The sequence below is a fragment of the Pseudomonas sp. UW4 genome, from assembly GCF_000316175.1.
GTDB classification, from domain to species: domain Bacteria; phylum Pseudomonadota; class Gammaproteobacteria; order Pseudomonadales; family Pseudomonadaceae; genus Aquipseudomonas; species Aquipseudomonas laurylsulfatiphila.
Map to the genome: position 1 here is coordinate 2,565,982 of NC_019670.1, position 15,698 is coordinate 2,581,679.

The following is a 15,698-nucleotide window of genomic DNA, read 5'->3' on the forward strand; positions in this document are numbered from 1 at the left end:
ACGGCTGACAGCAGGCTTTGTTGGCTGAAGCTGAACTTCCTTGTTCAGTCTGGTTTCACCATCCAGCGAGGGCGGCGTTTCCTGGAGTCCTGAAGCCTGGCTCCATACGCGTTTCGGTGTCTCTGTCTTTTGCCCAGGCAGTGAGCAGGACCATCATCCCGAAACCGCCGACGATGAGAACCGGATAGGCTGCCAGCAACTCGACCAGCGAGTACTTCCAGGCCAGCGGACGACCGACACCGAGCATGGCGGCATAGAACCAGGACACGGCGGAGAGAGCGCCGGAGAACAGCGCCAGCATGCGCAGGCTGAAGGAGAGCTTGAGTAACGAACCGGCTTTTTTCAGCGCCGGCAATACAGCGCTATGCAACAGGAAGCCGTTAAAGGTCAACAGCACAACGATGCCGATTTTGGCTTGCAGTTTTGGATTGAGGAAATACTCCATCCCCTTACCGGCATAATCGATCCCGACGATACCAATGCCCGTAATCCAAAGCGCTACAAGTGCAAGCGATACGGTTTTTTGAAGGCTTTCCATGTGCGCATCATCGTGGTGCCCTGACGCATCCCCCTTCAGGAGTTGCTTGACCATTGCAATGTCACTGGTCAAGACCAGCCCGACTGCCACGCAACAGGCGATGAGATGAAAATAGACAACGCCCAAACGCACATATTCCACGGTGGACGAAGAAAACATACTAAGTTCCATGGTGACCTCTTTTATTAAATAGTGAATCAACTTGGCTCTCGGCACGGATTTGGAATTTACCGTTGCTGACTGCCAATTAGATCCAGCCATTGTTATCAATTAATCCTGGGGCAATACACCTCCAAGATAATAGTGAGTTTCGCGAATGAACTTTCATTCATTCGAATATGTCCATTTTCAGGTAACACAAAACCTCAATCGCACTGAGTGCACAGGAGGTTTAACTTCCGCTTCTTGTTGGGGGGGCGGCTACGCCCGGAACCCGATCGACGTGCGGATCAGGCAATGCTGGTGGGTTCGGCAGGGCTTCCACCCCATTCGAGGAAACGGATCTTGTGAATCTCGCCCTCGCTGTCTTCGTAGACCAGGGTCACCGGTACTACGCCGGTCTTGTCGGATGTATCGGTGCGCTGCAGTACCCGTTTCACATCGATGTCCATACCGTAGTGGTATTCGACGGCTGATACATGCGCGCCGGGGTCTTGCAGGTTGTTCTGGTCAAAGACACTGGGTGCGAGACTGGAAATCACGGCACTGACTATCGTGGCCATGCTCATAAGGCTGTACCTCCACTGAAGTTCACTTGACAAGGACTTAATGTGACACGTGATGAAAGTGAAGTTCACTTCACCACGACGAACGTGCCCGTCTGAAAAGACTGTAGTGGCTGCAAACTCCCTGCAATTCCCCGCGCTTGACGCCTCTCGACCATTCGTCCTAAAACCCCTGAATTTGTTGGTTAAAGTCCGTTTTTCAGGGAGGTCATAACATGTCATGACGGATTTTTACGCAGGGTGAATCAGTGCCTTCAAGCCAGTCGACCGAGTCCTTCGTGACAGGCAGCAATGGGCTATGGATTCGACCGGTGATCACCACAATCGATGCCCTTCGGTAGACGGGGCGTCCGTCTGGCGCGCGGGCTGCAGCCATTAATCCATTGGTTATGGAGGTGAGCAGCATTCGTTCTATTGAGCGCGGCATAGGTGGCTAATCTACGGAGGTTAAGGGGGCAACCTTCAGGGCGGTGCAGCCATATGGACGAAAATCCGATCGAAACCGATTACCTGGTCATCGGTGCTGGCGCGACGGCCATGGCCTTCGTCGATACGCTACTCAAGGAAACGAATGCACGCATCGTGATGGTGGACCGACACGAACGAGCTGGCGGGCACTGGAATGATGCCTACCCCTTTGTACGGTTGCACCAGCCCTCGGCCTTCTATGGCGTCAACTCACGGGAACTGGGTAGCGGAACGAAAGATACGACGGCACTGAACGAGGGCTTGTATGAGCTGGCCTCCGGCTGGGAGGTGGTGAGCTACTTCGATCAGGTGATGAATCAGCAGTTCCTGCCATCAGGTCGAGTCCGTTACTTCCCCATGTGCAACTACACCGGCGACCGGATTGACGACCACCGGTTTACCTCGCTCGTCAGCGGCGCAGACCATCAGGTGCGGGTGCACAAAAAGGTGGTGGACGCCACCCATGCCCAGACAGCAGTGCCCTCGACCCACCCGCCCAGGTACAGGGTGGAACCCGGCGTGCAATGCGTGCCACTGAACGATTTGCCGAAAATCCGCCACCCATACTCCAGCTACGTAGTGGTGGGGGCAGGCAAGACCGGGATCGACGCTTGCCTGTGGTTGCTGCAAAACGGTGTTGCGCCCGAAAAAATCTGCTGGATCATGCCGAACGATCCGTGGTTGATCGACCGGGCCAACTTGCAACCCGGCCTCGACGGCTTCGAACGAACAATCGGCGGTCTCACGGCACAGTTCGAGGCTATCGCCGCCGCGGACTCGATCCCGGACCTGTTCTTAAGGCTTGAGGCGACAGGCCAGCTCCTGCGCCTGGACAAGTCCGTCGAACCCACTGCTTACCGCTGCGCCACCGTCACACAGGCGGAACTGCGTGAGCTGCGACGCATCGACAACGTCGTGCGCCAGGGGAGGGTGCGCGTTATCGAGCCAACGCGCATCGTGCTCGAGCAGGGCAGCATCGCCACAAGCCCACATGCTCTACACATTGATTGCAGCGCCAGTGCCATCCCGAGACTGCCTGAAATGAAGGTGTTCGACGGCGGCAAGATCAACCTGTTGATGGTCAGCAGCTGCCAACCCGTGTTCAGCGCGGCCTTGATCGCCTATGTGGAAAGCCACCTGGTCGATCAAGCGCAAATGAACGCGCTGTGCATGATGGTCCCGCCGCCTCACGTCCCCACGGACTGGATCAGAATCTGGGCGGTCTACCTGGGTAACCAGCTACGCTGGGGAGAGCATGAAGGTTTGGCCCGCTGGATCAGGCAGTCGCGTTTGTTCTTCATGACGGCGGTGGTCAGGGGCCTTACGGAAACCGACACCGAGAAACTCGCACAGCTGCATCGGCTCTCGGTCAGCAGGCAGCAGGCTCTGGCGAGCTTGCCACGGTTGCTGGGGGCCATCGCTTGAATCGCAGGAAGCGCACATGAACGAGCCACACCTGGAACTGCTCGACATCAATGGCATCCGCATGCAGATAGCCACGCAAGGAAGCGGCCCGCTGGTCTTGCTCTGCCATGGTTTTCCGGAGCTGTGGTACTCGTGGCGCAACCAGCTCGCTGCGCTGGCGGCCGCCGGCTACAGGGCGGTAGCACCCGACATGCGCGGCTATGGCGGCACAGATGCGCCGGCCGAACCCGACGCCTACACCACGCTCCACCTGGTAGGCGACATGGTCGAGTTGGTCAACGCACTCGGCGAACAGCAAGCCGTGATCGTCGGCCATGACTGGGGCGCGCAGGTGGCCTGGAGCGCAGCAATGATGCGACCCGATCTGTTCCGCGCCGTGGTCGGCATGAGCGTTCCCTTCTCACCACCGGCGCGCGTGGAACTCCTCAGCGCGCTGGCCTCGCGGGGTATCAACGACTTCTACATCCAGTATTTCCAGACGCCGGGTGTGGCCGAGGCCGAGCTGGAAAGGGACGTCGAATCGTCGATGCGGCGCATCTACTTCAGTGGTTCGGGGGACGGACCCGATTGGCCGGTGTTCGGGCGGCTGCAGCCGGATCAGGGCTTCCTGGGCGCGATGATCGAGCCCGAAACCCTGCCAGCCTGGCTAAGCCTGGAGGATATTGCCTGCTACACCCGTGAATTCACCCGCAGCGGATTTCGCGGCGGCTTGAACTGGTACCGCAACATGACGCGCTCATGGGCACTGCTGGCACCCTGGCGCGGTTGCAAAATCCTGCAGCCGTCGATGTTCATTGCCGGGAGCCGCGACGGCGTGCTGAAGTTTCCCGGTTCCACGCGGCAGATCGAAGCCTTCGCGCAGACACTGCCGCAACTGCGCGGCTGTCATATCCTCGAAGGTGCCGGCCACTGGATACAGCAAGAGCGCGCGACAGAGGTCAATGAGCTGCTACTGGGCTTCCTGAAAAAACTCTGAATGGATCAAAACTGGAGGGACCCATGAGCAACTTCATTGCCACCGACGAGCCACCTGAAGCCGTTCGCCTCATGGTCAAGGTTTACGCCTGCTTGCTGCTCGCAGGATTTGCGCTTGTTCCGGCCTATCTGATTGGTTACTTGCACTATTTTCAGGACCCCACGCTTTTATTCGAGAATCACCTGTTCCATATCATTGCGATCACGGCAGCCACCTTGGCAGGCCTGTTTGTTACTTACGTAACGTGGCGCTGCTATCAGTCATCGGGAGAGCCGCTGCTGCGATGGATGACGCTTGGATTTCTCGGCTTTGTAGTGATCTACGCGTTGCATGGTGCGTTCACCGGGCTTGCGCACCACAATATCTGGCTCTTCCTGCTTTATGGACCGGCCTCTCGACTGGTCATGTCGGTTCTGCTGTTAGTCGCAATGCTGTCGTACCACCGCCCACCAGATGCCGCGGACCAACGAATGAAGGCCCGCCCGTGGTTGATCTGGATAGGACTGTTCCTGCTGGTTGACGTGGCAGTGGCGTACGTCGCGAATTCGCCGATCGCCGGCAATCTCGCGGTGCGCCTCTCGATGGAGGGGGGCGCCCTCGTTCTTTCCATATTGACCGTGACAATTCTCCTGCTGCGCCGTATCCGTTCGCCGCTGATGACCATTTTCATCATCTCGGTCACCGCGTTCGCGCTGTCCTCCCTTGCCTTCATCCTTGCACGTCCGTGGAACCATATGTGGTGGCTCGCTCACGCGATCTTCGCCGGTGGATTCTTCATGTTGAGCTATGGGGTGGTGCAAGCGTTCCTCACCACGCGGTCGTTTTCCAGGATCTACAGCCAGGAGGAGTTGATGGTGCGCCTTGCCGAAGCGATGGCGTATGCCGAGAACGCCCTGCAGGAACTCCAGCGCACCAATCAGGAACTCGGGCACCTTGCGGCGACCGATCCACTGACAGGCGCTGATAATCGGCGTCGGTTCATGGAGCGGGTCGAAGGCGAAATTGGCCGGACCAAACGCGGCGATGCGCCGTTCTCCGTGTTGGCACTGGATCTGGATAATTTCAAGTCCATCAACGATCGCTTCGGGCATCAGGTTGGCGATGACATCCTGAAGAGTTTCGTGGAGAAATGCCTCGATTCGATCCGGCCGTATGACGGCGTGGCCCGAGTGGGCGGAGAAGAATTCATGATACTGCTGCCTCAGACTTCACTTGAAGGCGCGCATGAAATCGCCGAGCGTCTGCGAAGCACCGTGGCCAATAGTTCTTTTCATGGCCTGCAGCGGTCAACCGTGGTCACAGTGAGCATCGGCGTATCGCAATCCGGTCGCGATGGCGACACCATCGAGGCCATTCTGCGTACAGCCGATCAACGCCTGTATCACGCTAAACACCAAGGCCGTAACCGTGTGGTCACTGCCTTCAAAACCAGCCTCCAACCTCTGCCCTGAGCGTCGTCTTGAAGTCGCCGAAAGCGTTTGCGCCACAGTATTGACTGTCATTCGCAGGGTTGCGCCTGTTTCACCGGCATTATCCGATGACGTTTCGCCGCCCATACGACCCCGCTCACCAGCAGCACGATCGAGACCACTTCCATCAAGCCAGGCATTCGCTGGCTGAACAGAAAACCGTATACGCAGGCAAACAGCGTTTCGAACACGATCATCTGGCCGCTCAACGACGCGGGCATGCGGCGCGAGCAAGCATTCCAAAGCCCATTGGCAAGCCATGAACCACAGAGCGCCAGGAACAGGCAAACCCACAGGAAAGTCGTCCAGCGGCTGCTTTCAACCTCGGAGGGCACCAGGTTCGGGAACAGCATCAAGGCCGCGATGCCGAACACGGTCGCCACGATGCCCGTCACGATGCCTGTCAGCGTCGACCATTCGCTGCTGTTGAAATGGCTTTGCTTGAGGTACCGGGCGTTGTGGGTGGCGTACCACGACCAGCAGGCTACAGCACTGAACCCGCAGGCCAGGCCCAGCAACCGGGAAGGCAGCGAGGTGCTCGCCGCCTGCGCACCCGTATGTTCCAGGCTGACCGATACGATGCCCAGGAATACCAGCAGCAGGGGGAGCTTGAGCCTGGTCAGGGGCAGGGACCCTGCATCGCTACGCCCCAGAAAGGTGATGGCGAGCGGCATCATGCCGTTGATAAGGGCGGCCGCGGTCACCCCGCTCAGCTGTACGGAGGCGCCCAGGAGCGCGTAGTTCAGGATATTTCCGGTCAGTGACAGACGCAGCAGCATCCAGGCATCGTTGCGCGTCAAACGCGACAGCAGGCGAGACGCGATGGGCAAGGCCACGAGGAGCGAGATCATCCCATACAGGGCAAACCGTACACTGCTGATCAGCACGGCATTGAATTCCGGCAGCAACGAAGGGCCGATAATCACGCCACCCCAGATGGCACCCGCCAATATCGCAAATACAACTCCACTGTTCATCATCTCTGCTCTGGCAGGCTGTTTAGCCGCATTCTAGCCATGGCAGATAAGCGCCACCTGCGATATAAAGTTGGTCACCCATTCCCCAGGGGAATGTCTTGCAGCAATCGCCAGTCCCGGAGAACCGTCATTAACCGTTATCTGCGTACCTTGCCCCCATTGGAGACTCTGATCACGTTCGAGGCCGTGGGACGACACGCCAGCTTCACGGGCGCCGCCGGCGAATTGTTTCTGACCCAGAGCGCCGTGAGCAAACAGATGCGCCAGCTTGAGGACTGCATGGGCGTCCCGCTCTTCGAGCGCAAGCCACGAGGGGTCAAGTTGACCAGCGCAGGGGATGAACTGCTGATGACGGTCAACGTGCTCCTCACCACGATGTACCAAAGCGTCACGCGAATTCGCAACGTTCATCAGTCCAACGCCGTCTCGGTGCTGGCGACCCATGCCCTGGCCCAATTCTGGCTGTTCCCGAAACTGATCGAATTCAACAAGGCGTACCCCGACATCGCCGTGCACGTTCACGCGATGAATGAGTTCGATGAGGCCAGCCTCAATGATTTCGACGTGGGCGTACTCTATGGTTGCGGCCAATGGCCGTCGCTTGACAGCGATTTCCTGCTGCCGGAAATCGTCTATGCCGTGGCTCATCCTTCACTGGATGTCTCGGGGGTTGAGACACTGGAACAATTGGCGCAAGCCAACCTGGTGCAGATCGACACCTGCGCCTGGCAGTGCCTGGACTGGCATCAATGGTTCGGCCACTTTGGTATCGACTTCGTCGCGCGGGACAAAGCCCCGGTCTTCAACCAACTGACGTTGGCGTATCGGGCCGTTCAACAAGGCATGGGCATCGGCCTGGCATGGTCGTTCATGGCGGATGAGGCACTGGCCAAGGGAGAATTGCAGCGGGTTACGCCTTTTGAATGCGTGACGGGCAATGGCGAGTTCCTGGTATCGCTCAAGCATCGCAAGCGTTCTGCCTCTGCCGAGATATTTCGCCAGTGGCTTCTGGGGTCGATGGGCGACTGATGAGCAAGGCGGCTAGCGTCGGTGCCGTCATTGCCCGTTCTTTTCTCAAATTCATCATTGTTCTTTCGTAACCCGTGCCTTGCTCTTCGTCAAAGTCAGGCTCAACAGTACCGAAATCAAGATGATGCCGCCGACTGTGCTCAGCGACCATTGGATCGGCATGTGCCACCACGGCGCGACGAGCATTTTGCCGCCGATGAACACCAGTACGATGGCCAGACCATATTTGAGCAAGTGAAAGCGGTCAGCCATGTCGGCCAGTAGAAAATACAGTGCGCGCATGCCCATGATGGCGAAAATGTTGGAGGTGAACACGATGAAGGGGTCGGTGGTGACGGCGAAGATAGCCGGGATGCTGTCGACTGCGAATACCAGGTCGCTGGCCTCGATCAGTACCAGCACCAGGAACATCGGCGTCGCCCAGCGCAGGCCTTTCTGGCGCACGAAGAAGTGCTCGCCGTGAAAACCGTCGGTGATGCGAAGATGGCTACGCAGCCAGCACAGCAAAGGGTTCTTTTCGAGGTCTGGCTGCTGGTTGGCGAAGATCAGCATCTTGATGCCGGTGATGACGAGGAAAGCGCCAAAGACATAGAGCAGCCAGGCAAACTCCTGCACCAGCCAGACACCGGCGAAAATCATAATGGCGCGCATGATGATGGCGCCGAGCACGCCATAGAGCAGGACACGGCGCTGCAACTCTGGCGGCACGGCAAAATAGCCGAAGATCATCACGAAAACGAACATGTTGTCGATCGACAGCGACTGCTCGATCAGGTAACCCGTCAGGAATTCGAGCGTTGTACGCTGGGCCACTTCGGCGCCGAACATGCTGCGCAGATACCACCAGAGCAGTATGGAGAAGACCAACGCCAAACTGGTCCAGGCGATGACCCAGGCCAGCGCTTCGCGTACCGAAACACGATGCGCCTTGCGCCCGCCGAAGACGAAAAGATCCAGCGCCAGCATGGCGAGGACGAACCCGATGAAGGCGGCCCACATCCAGGATTGGCCGACGCTGATGGCGGTCATTTAAGTATCCAGGGTTGGTCGATATTCATGTGGCGCCGCACGGTCACCCGCCCCAATGCGGGCGGCGCCGTGACTTGAGTTGTAGGCCAGGCGCTTTGAGGTAACCGTGCAAAACCTCGGTTAGTTCGAAACCGCGGCGTTGAATGGCCATCTGCATGACTGTCTCCGCATGGCGCAGCAATATGCTGCAAGAGGTCATGCTAAGGGGCATTTTGCATCAATAAAAATCGTTTATTCGTTTTGAATTGTTCGTTTTTTACGAAGTATTTGATTCGGATGCTCAACTACCGGCAATGGCATTAGTTTCTGCTCCGTGGCCAAGGCGGGTGGCATGGGGCGCGCCGCAGAACAGCCGTACATCTGTCGGTGCTATTGCGGTTTTTGACCAAAACTGCTGACTTTAGCTGCCCTGGGGCGGTCTCTGAAGACACGCTTAAGACCATCGATTACCGAGTATTCAGGAGTTCAGCCAGCAGAGGTTACTGGCTCGGCGCCAATTGCGCTCTGTCCAACACGCCATCCCCCTAGTGACCGTATGCAGCGGCGGCGAAAAAGAAGCTGCACCAAGAGCGCTGTTCACGGACATTCGCACGAGTAATACCCTGAAAACAGACAAGGCCGCAAATGCGGCCTTGTTTTTTATTCTCACTCTTTACGTAACAGCACCCTCGTCACTCTGCGCTCTTCAACCTCGACAACGGTCATGCTCCACTCCTGCCAATTGAGCTTGTCTCCAATGATAGGCAAGCGATCCAGCAAGCTCATGACCAACCCTGCGAGCGTTTGGTAGTCATCGGTCGCTTTCGCCTGGAAACCGGTGTGTTCGCGAATCTGGCTGAGATTCAGTGCACCGCTGACGAGGAAACCTCCATCCTCGGCAACGATGTTCGGGCCTTCGATTTCACTGGCATCCGGCAGTTCACCTGCAATAGATTCCAGAATGTCGGTCATGGTGAGAAGACCAATGAAGTCACCGAACTCGTTCACCACAAAAGCGATGTGGGTCGATTCCTTACGCATCTGTTCCAGCGCGTTCAGGATCGTGAAACTGTCCAGCAAGTTGAAAGCCTTGCGGGCCATGGCTTCCAGATTGGGCTGGTTACCTGCCAACAGCTCTTTGAGCAACTCCTTCTTGTGGATGAACCCCAACGGCTCATCAACGCGTCCCTCCCGGATCAACGGCAACCTGGAGTACGACGAGTGCATCAGCCTTGTGCGGATTTCTTCTGGAGAGTCGGCCAAGTCAATGTGGTCGATTTCTGCACGGGGGGTCATAACACCACGTATCGGGCGTTCCGCTAACTGAAGCACACCACTGATCATGACGCGTTCCCGTCGGTGGAAAACCTGATCGGCATCTGCGCCTGACAGCATATCAGCGATTTCCTCGCCGACTTCATCTGCCCCCAACTTGTGACCACCCAGCAAACGCATCACGGCATGCGCAGTACGCTCACGCATGGGGCGAAGACCATGCAGGCTCTTCTTGCGACGTGAGCGAGCCAACTGGTTGAAAAGTTCGATCAGGATCGAGAAACCAATCGCCGCGTACAGATAGCCTTTCGGAATGTGGAAGCCCAGGCCCTCAGCGGTGAGGCTGAAGCCGATCATCATCAAAAAGCCCAGGCAGAGCATGATGACGGTTGGGTGCCCGTTGACGAAGTTAGTCAGCGGCTTACTTGCGATGATCATCAGACCAATGGAAAAAATCACAGCGATCATCATGACCGACAGGTGTTCCACCATGCCCACAGCAGTGATCACAGCGTCCAGCGAGAAGACTGCATCCAGCACCACAATCTGCGCAACGATAGGCCAGAACATCGCATAGGCCGCATTACCTGAACGTTCTGTCACATGTCCTTCGAGTCGCTCATGCAATTCCATGGTTGCCTTGAACAACAGGAACACACCACCGAACAGCATGATCAAGTCTCGGCCCGAGAACGTCTTGGCAAAGACCTCGAACAAAGGTTCGGTAAGGGTGACCATCCAGGAGATGCTGGCCAGCAAGCCAAGACGCATCAACAACGCAAGGGATAGGCCGATGACACGCGCACGATCTCGCTGCTCTGGCGGCAGCTTGTCAGCCAGGATGGCAATGAATACAAGGTTATCGATGCCGAGCACCAGCTCCAGCACGATCAGGGTCAGCAGGCCAAGCCATGCCGTGGGGTCAGCAATCCATTCCATAGGGATTATTCAATCTCTCGAAGAGTCAGGGCGAATGAGTAAATTGCACGAAAACACGGACTCCTGCTCGGCGGAGCGGAATTGATGTTCAGGGCAAAAGGCACAAGAGAGAAAGGCTTCCCCAAGCGTATGCAAGGAGGTAAAGCTTTGGAGATGACACCGTTCGTCTTGGGGAAGGTAATCGCCGAGAAATCTACAGACGAGATTTCGAGGTTAAGCGATCTTGAAAAACGAGTTCTACGCCTGATAGCGAAGAGCGAACTGATACAAGGTGTGGATTGAAAAAAGCTACTGGGAGGCTCCAGGAGGGTGCTCATATAGACCTGAAAAAAATTGGGGATGAAATCCTACAATGTTTCGGGACACCTCATACAAGACGAGTTATTACAAAATTTGACAGAGTGGCAGTGGATGTTGGGTATGGCTGTGCACCGAATTTGTCCCCCCAGTAACTCGTAACACCATTCGGCCTACACATCTTCCTGGCCCCATCACTTCAATAATCGGCGTCAGGAAGATGTGTTGGCCGGACGGTTACCCTGAGCCTGAGGAAGAGCGGTGCTTTTTCATCAGATCGAATGGAGTTTGTACAGAGTTTCCTTAGGTGAAAATCAACTAACTCAGTCGACCAATTACTTAAGCTTTAAGTCGAATAGCCACCATACTTAGCCATTGAATTGAGCGCGGAGAAAACGCCCGCAAGAGAACGACTCGATTTATTCCACCAAGGTCGGGGGTATCCACCTGAGCGTAGTAATAAGCGCAGGCGGATAGGCGCAGGCAGGTACGACATTGAAAGCGGCAGACGCTCACGCGCTTTCTTTGCCAGCAGCGCAACCAGCAAGAAGTAACGCAGTTCATCCGGCACCAAGTGTACCGGCCGCGTTACAACTCAATATAGATGCAATGGGGCAAACCTGCCAGCGCTGTGGAGTCAGCTTGCGCAGTTGCATGAGCGATCAGCACCCGTACCGGTAATTAAAGCCAGCTCGATTCAAGCGTTAACAATCGGACTGAGCTGGCAGAATTCGATTTTAGCTGTCGCGTGCATGATGTCGGTAAGTGAGATTCCGGTTGAAGGGCGGGCAAGGGTTGGCCAGTAACGCGTACAACCCGCCGAAGGGGCATAGGCCAAGAGCGCCAACAACGCCTCCCCACACAAAAACTGTACTCACGCACAGGAAGACGCTCATGCACACCATTCGCAACACCTTGGTGGTGGTGGATTCGAAGCAGTCCAAGGACCTGATCCTGAACAGAGCCAAAATGATTGCCAGCGCCACCCGGTCACACCTGCATCTGCTGGCCTGCGACAAGGGACAACACCATTCCTCTTACCTGAGCGACATGCATGAGGGCTTGGCACAGGAGGGTTACAGTGTCAGCGCCCAGCAGGCCTGGCATGGGAGTTCACACAAGACCATCATCGCCGCCCAACGGGCGGAGGGCTGTGGCCTGGTGATCAAACAGCACCTGCCCGACACCCCACTGATGAAAGCCCTTCTCACCCCCGAGGACTGGAAGCTACTGCGATACTGTCCCTGCCCAGTGCTTATAGTAAAAACCCCGAGGCCCTGGACCGGTGGCACCATTCTCGCGGCCATTGATGCTGGCAGCAGTGATATGGAGCATCGCGTCCTGCATTCCGGCATAGTCAGCCACGGCTATGACATCGCCGCACTGGCCGGCGGCACTCTGCACATGATGAGCGCCCACCCCTATCCCATGCTGTCGGCGGCCGACCCCGTACTCCAACTCAAAGAGAGCATTCAGGCTCTCTATCGCGACCTGTGCAAGACATTCCAGGCCGAATTCGACGTCAGCGACGAACGCCTGCATATCGAGGAAGGTTCTGCCGATGTGCTGATCCCGTACGTCGCGCACAAGCTCGAAGCCGTGCTCACGGTGATCGGCAGCGTGGCCCGTACCGGACTGTCCGGCGCGTTGATCGGCAATACCGCCGAGATGATTCTGGACACCCTGGACAGTGACGTACTGGTGCTCAAACCGGACGACATCATTACCCATCTGGAGGAGTTGGCCGCCCCATCAGCAAGTACATCGGCAGATACTGCGGTCTCCTCCTGGCCCTATAACCACCATAACCATCGGCCACATACTTAGGAGTTAGTCAACTGCGCCAACCAACTGCCTTGGCATAGCGCCTCAGATCAACAATGCAGAATCATTCAGTAAGCAAGACCTGCCGTCCTGCTAGTCAGCGCCAAGAAGAAGGCGAGGCCTGCTCGCCCCCCGAACCCAATGATAGAATCTCGTTTTGGAAAAGGAGTTTCATCTGTGGAGGCTGGAAAAAAGAGCTGTCCCTATTGCGCGGAAGTCATCATGGCTGAAGCCATTTTATGTAAACACTGCCAATCTGACCTCAGGCAGAAAATACGAATCCCGCCCGGGTGGCCAATACCGTCAGAAAAGAAAATTGGCCGGGTCGGCAAGGTCGTCGTCGGCATCACTATCGCAATCACCTTGTACCTGGCAGTCGGCTTTTATGTCAGCAACACATCGCAAGACAAGGAAAGCATGCAGGCCCGTGATGCCGCCGAACGATGCCGCGAGGAAGTAGACAGCTACTCCGGCCCGGCAGTCGGAAAAAGCATAATCGCAGAGGTTTGTCGAAAGCTGGAGGACGATTTTCGCGAGAGTTTGAGCCACGCGCCGTAAAAAAGCCGATTACGAAGCCCGCGCTTTGAGCGGGCTTTTTTACCTTTGGCATCTGGCAGTCTGATTCAGACCAAGCCGACAAACGACAGGATAAACAGGATGATCACGACGGCGCCAACGAGGTAGATGATGTTGTTCATGACTTCACCGCTTCATTTGGGTTGAGGGAAGAAACAGGGGTGTCTAAACAGCTGACACCCTCGTTCGCGTTTCCGTTCCGTTACCCTTGCAGCAGGAGCGATCCAGAGGTTATCGGCTTGCCGGCGCGCGACCGTGCAAAAGGTGCTGATGCTCGACGGATCTGGTCGCGACCGGGCGCCGAGCTAAAGCCTGAAAAGCACGAGCTCAATCGTCTGGCGGTATGGCTTAGTTTTTCTTCTTGATTAATTTGTTCATGTAGTACTTGAGACTGAAACGATCTTTGGGTCTTGGTTTGTAGTGGGTTTTGTTTCTTTGCGCAGGATCGATCGCCAAGGTGCCTGCGGTGTAGTAATAAAGCGCTATAGACCTGCGAGTGATGTGCTCTGGGGTCGTTAAAGGCTCCGGGTGCCCATGATTGCTGTCTTTGTCTGTATTGAAAATGACGCAGCGATTGTAAATGGGCAAAACCTTTTTAAGACAGGTTTTCATCTTGACATCCCAAAGCTCCAGGTTGCCTCCATACTCGTCTTTCCAGTCTTCGTTCAGATAAATAATGATATTCAGTCTGCGCTCGACGTTAAGCTTCTTGTTGAGCCTGAAGTCCGAGTGCACCCCCAGGAAACCCCCGCTTTTCGTTTCATGCAAGCCGCCACCGGTAAAGTAGGGGTCAGGTATCAAGCCTTCGATGCCTGTTAACTTTTCAAGAAACTGCAACATGGGTGCCGAATTGAAAGCATTGAAAACGGTCTTTAAAAACGGAGAGCATTCGTTGGGACTGATTTGACGTTTTCTTTGCCCTTTATAGCCGCGCTCGTAGAGCATTTCGTTGTTGGTTGGCTCGACCGGGAAATTCGAGCAAATACTTGCAATCAGGTCTTCGTGCAAGAAGTTGTCGATGACGATGTGCGGAAATGGCGTAGCCTGAACATATTGGCTGGTCAATGACTCACCAAAGGCGCTGGCGTCGTTCTGGTCGAAATCAAGCTCCGGTGAGAGGGTGATGGGTAGTGCCTGAGTGATGACTGCCATTATTGCTCCGATAACTTGATATAACGACCCGTGGGTGACTGGCTCATACGTGTAGGCGTAGCTTAAGCCTTGCCGTCACCCTTGTTCAGGCGTTTAAGTATATTATTGTACATTTTGGTTCGTCTATGAGTCTTTCCATAGCCGCCAGTCGCTGCGACAGTGCCTGCCTGGATATGATCAAGATAGCTGAAGATTTTACGTGGCGATAAAGTTTCAACGAAATAACCAAGCTCGGTCATCTGGTCTTGAAGGGTATATCCAGGAACGCGATCATCCATCGAAAAGTGCATGCCGTGCTGTTTGACGAGTTTACAGTTCCACAATGTAAAGAAGCTCTTCAAGTAAACTTCTTTGTATGGTTTTGGTTCTCTGGAACGTAAGCCCATGGAGATTTTAAGGCGTCTGTAGTGGTGTTTGAATAATCGCGAACTGTAGCGCCAAACCGTTCTCGCGGTGCCACGATTTAATTGCTCTACACACCCGACGGCTACGACTTTTTTATTGTTGGTGCACTTGTTCAGTATCATCGGGAAAATGTTTTTATCGAAAACAAAAGTATCGGTATGCATCAGAAGTAAATAATCGGTGTCGACTCGCTCCAAAACCATGTCGAGTGCCTTGCCGTGTGCGATATGGCCTGCTTCTGGTTCGGAAACGGATCGTTCGATTAAATTGATCCAGTCAAGTGTTCGCAAGTATTGAGTGCTTTCATCGGCCGAGTAGTTGTCAACCACCCAGACTGGGACGTTCTTGTCACCCACGTGCTGGTGCAATAACTCTAAGCATATCTTGGTGATTTCCGGTGTTTTGTAATTCACGATGACGATGCTGAAGTTATTGGGGAAATCAGCCGGAGGGCTAGTACTGTTCATTGTTCGGGTGCTCAATGATATTGTATTTATATGTGGGGGCGATTGAGTCCATATCCGGTTTCGCGTATTTGCCCGCGCAATGTTTTTCGTCTGTAAAGCTCAATTTTCAAGTCGCTTTGTCATGCACTAAATTTAGATGGCTTACTCG

13 protein-coding genes are annotated in these 15,698 nt (G+C 55.5%); 6 read left to right on the plus strand and 7 right to left on the minus strand.

What is annotated here, in order from left to right; genetic code table 11:
• Nucleotides 1–55: 55 nt before the first annotated feature.
• A complete protein-coding gene (locus tag PPUTUW4_RS11140; protein ID WP_041474839.1) occupies nucleotides 56–709 on the minus strand; it encodes a hypothetical protein in 654 nt (217 codons plus the stop codon).
• A gap of 278 nt (nucleotides 710–987) precedes the next feature.
• A complete protein-coding gene (locus PPUTUW4_RS11145) occupies nucleotides 988–1,266 on the minus strand; it encodes a DUF2790 domain-containing protein (protein WP_015094737.1) in 279 nt (92 codons plus the stop codon).
• Between the two features lie 477 nt (nucleotides 1,267–1,743).
• Between PPUTUW4_RS11145 and PPUTUW4_RS11150 the strand changes: the two genes are divergently transcribed.
• The 3 genes from PPUTUW4_RS11150 to PPUTUW4_RS11160 are packed head-to-tail and all read left to right on the plus strand — an operon-like array spanning nucleotide 1,744 to nucleotide 5,583.
• Nucleotides 1,744–3,156 carry an FAD/NAD(P)-binding protein gene (locus PPUTUW4_RS11150; RefSeq protein ID WP_015094738.1) on the plus strand — a complete coding sequence of 471 codons (1,413 nt, stop codon included), beginning with the start codon at nucleotides 1,744–1,746 and terminating at the stop codon, nucleotides 3,154–3,156.
• A gap of 16 nt (nucleotides 3,157–3,172) precedes the next feature.
• The gene (locus PPUTUW4_RS11155) at nucleotides 3,173–4,132 is read left to right on the plus strand and encodes an alpha/beta hydrolase (protein ID WP_015094739.1); all 960 of its coding nucleotides are present in this window, start codon (nucleotides 3,173–3,175) and stop codon (nucleotides 4,130–4,132) included.
• Nucleotides 4,133–4,155: 23 nt separating this feature from the next.
• A complete protein-coding gene (locus PPUTUW4_RS11160) occupies nucleotides 4,156–5,583 on the plus strand; it encodes a diguanylate cyclase (RefSeq protein ID WP_015094740.1) in 1,428 nt (475 codons plus the stop codon).
• A 47-nt stretch (nucleotides 5,584–5,630) separates the two neighbouring features.
• Here PPUTUW4_RS11160 and PPUTUW4_RS11165 read toward each other — a convergent pair whose 3' ends face one another.
• Entirely contained in the window at nucleotides 5,631–6,581 is a 951-nt protein-coding gene (locus PPUTUW4_RS11165) for a DMT family transporter (protein WP_015094741.1), read from the minus strand.
• A gap of 90 nt (nucleotides 6,582–6,671) precedes the next feature.
• Between PPUTUW4_RS11165 and PPUTUW4_RS11170 the strand changes: the two genes are divergently transcribed.
• A complete protein-coding gene (locus tag PPUTUW4_RS11170) occupies nucleotides 6,672–7,607 on the plus strand; it encodes a LysR substrate-binding domain-containing protein (RefSeq protein ID WP_015094742.1) in 936 nt (311 codons plus the stop codon).
• A 54-nt stretch (nucleotides 7,608–7,661) separates the two neighbouring features.
• Here the strand turns inward: PPUTUW4_RS11170 and PPUTUW4_RS11175 are convergent, their stop codons facing one another.
• Nucleotides 7,662–8,636, minus strand: coding sequence for a TerC family protein (locus PPUTUW4_RS11175; RefSeq protein ID WP_015094743.1), 975 nt, complete (start codon nucleotides 8,634–8,636; stop codon nucleotides 7,662–7,664).
• Between the two features lie 645 nt (nucleotides 8,637–9,281).
• A complete protein-coding gene (locus PPUTUW4_RS11180; protein WP_015094744.1) occupies nucleotides 9,282–10,829 on the minus strand; it encodes a TerC family protein in 1,548 nt (515 codons plus the stop codon).
• A 1,191-nt stretch (nucleotides 10,830–12,020) separates the two neighbouring features.
• On the opposite strand from PPUTUW4_RS11180, the gene PPUTUW4_RS11190 reads away from it, so the two are divergent.
• Nucleotides 12,021–12,953, plus strand: a complete 933-nt coding sequence (locus PPUTUW4_RS11190) for a universal stress protein (RefSeq protein WP_015094747.1) — start codon at nucleotides 12,021–12,023, stop codon at nucleotides 12,951–12,953.
• 219 nt (nucleotides 12,954–13,172) lie between these two features.
• Nucleotides 13,173–13,508: a hypothetical protein gene (locus PPUTUW4_RS11195; protein ID WP_227698122.1), complete on the plus strand. Its 336-nt coding sequence runs from the start codon at nucleotides 13,173–13,175 to the stop codon at nucleotides 13,506–13,508.
• Nucleotides 13,509–13,874: 366 nt separating this feature from the next.
• Here PPUTUW4_RS11195 and PPUTUW4_RS11200 read toward each other — a convergent pair whose 3' ends face one another.
• Together PPUTUW4_RS11200 and PPUTUW4_RS11205 are read right to left on the minus strand one after the other, a co-directional pair.
• Complete coding sequence (locus tag PPUTUW4_RS11200; RefSeq protein ID WP_015094749.1) at nucleotides 13,875–14,678, minus strand: 2OG-Fe(II) oxygenase; 804 nt, start codon at nucleotides 14,676–14,678, stop codon at nucleotides 13,875–13,877.
• Nucleotides 14,679–14,740: 62 nt separating this feature from the next.
• Nucleotides 14,741–15,550: a glycosyltransferase family A protein gene (locus PPUTUW4_RS11205; protein ID WP_015094750.1), complete on the minus strand. Its 810-nt coding sequence runs from the start codon at nucleotides 15,548–15,550 to the stop codon at nucleotides 14,741–14,743.
• Nucleotides 15,551–15,698 lie beyond the last annotated feature (148 nt).

Excerpts from the sequence above, each read along its gene's own strand:
- PPUTUW4_RS11180 (WP_015094744.1), bottom strand. The coding sequence starts at position 10,829 with ATGGAATGGATTGCTGACCCCACGGCATGGCTTGGCCTGCTGACCCTG.
- PPUTUW4_RS11145 (WP_015094737.1), bottom strand. The coding sequence starts at position 1,266 with ATGAGCATGGCCACGATAGTCAGTGCCGTGATTTCCAGTCTCGCACCC.
- PPUTUW4_RS11160 (WP_015094740.1), top strand. The coding sequence starts at position 4,156 with ATGAGCAACTTCATTGCCACCGACGAGCCACCTGAAGCCGTTCGCCTC.
- PPUTUW4_RS11170 (WP_015094742.1), top strand. The coding sequence starts at position 6,672 with ATGTCTTGCAGCAATCGCCAGTCCCGGAGAACCGTCATTAACCGTTAT.
- PPUTUW4_RS11175 (WP_015094743.1), bottom strand. The coding sequence starts at position 8,636 with ATGACCGCCATCAGCGTCGGCCAATCCTGGATGTGGGCCGCCTTCATC.
- PPUTUW4_RS11190 (WP_015094747.1), top strand. The coding sequence starts at position 12,021 with ATGCACACCATTCGCAACACCTTGGTGGTGGTGGATTCGAAGCAGTCC.
- PPUTUW4_RS11165 (WP_015094741.1), bottom strand. The coding sequence starts at position 6,581 with ATGATGAACAGTGGAGTTGTATTTGCGATATTGGCGGGTGCCATCTGG.
- PPUTUW4_RS11140 (WP_041474839.1), bottom strand. The coding sequence starts at position 709 with ATGGAACTTAGTATGTTTTCTTCGTCCACCGTGGAATATGTGCGTTTG.
- PPUTUW4_RS11155 (WP_015094739.1), top strand. The coding sequence starts at position 3,173 with ATGAACGAGCCACACCTGGAACTGCTCGACATCAATGGCATCCGCATG.
- PPUTUW4_RS11200 (WP_015094749.1), bottom strand. The coding sequence starts at position 14,678 with ATGGCAGTCATCACTCAGGCACTACCCATCACCCTCTCACCGGAGCTT.
- PPUTUW4_RS11195 (WP_227698122.1), top strand. The coding sequence starts at position 13,173 with ATGGCTGAAGCCATTTTATGTAAACACTGCCAATCTGACCTCAGGCAG.
- PPUTUW4_RS11205 (WP_015094750.1), bottom strand. The coding sequence starts at position 15,550 with ATGAACAGTACTAGCCCTCCGGCTGATTTCCCCAATAACTTCAGCATC.
- PPUTUW4_RS11150 (WP_015094738.1), top strand. The coding sequence starts at position 1,744 with ATGGACGAAAATCCGATCGAAACCGATTACCTGGTCATCGGTGCTGGC.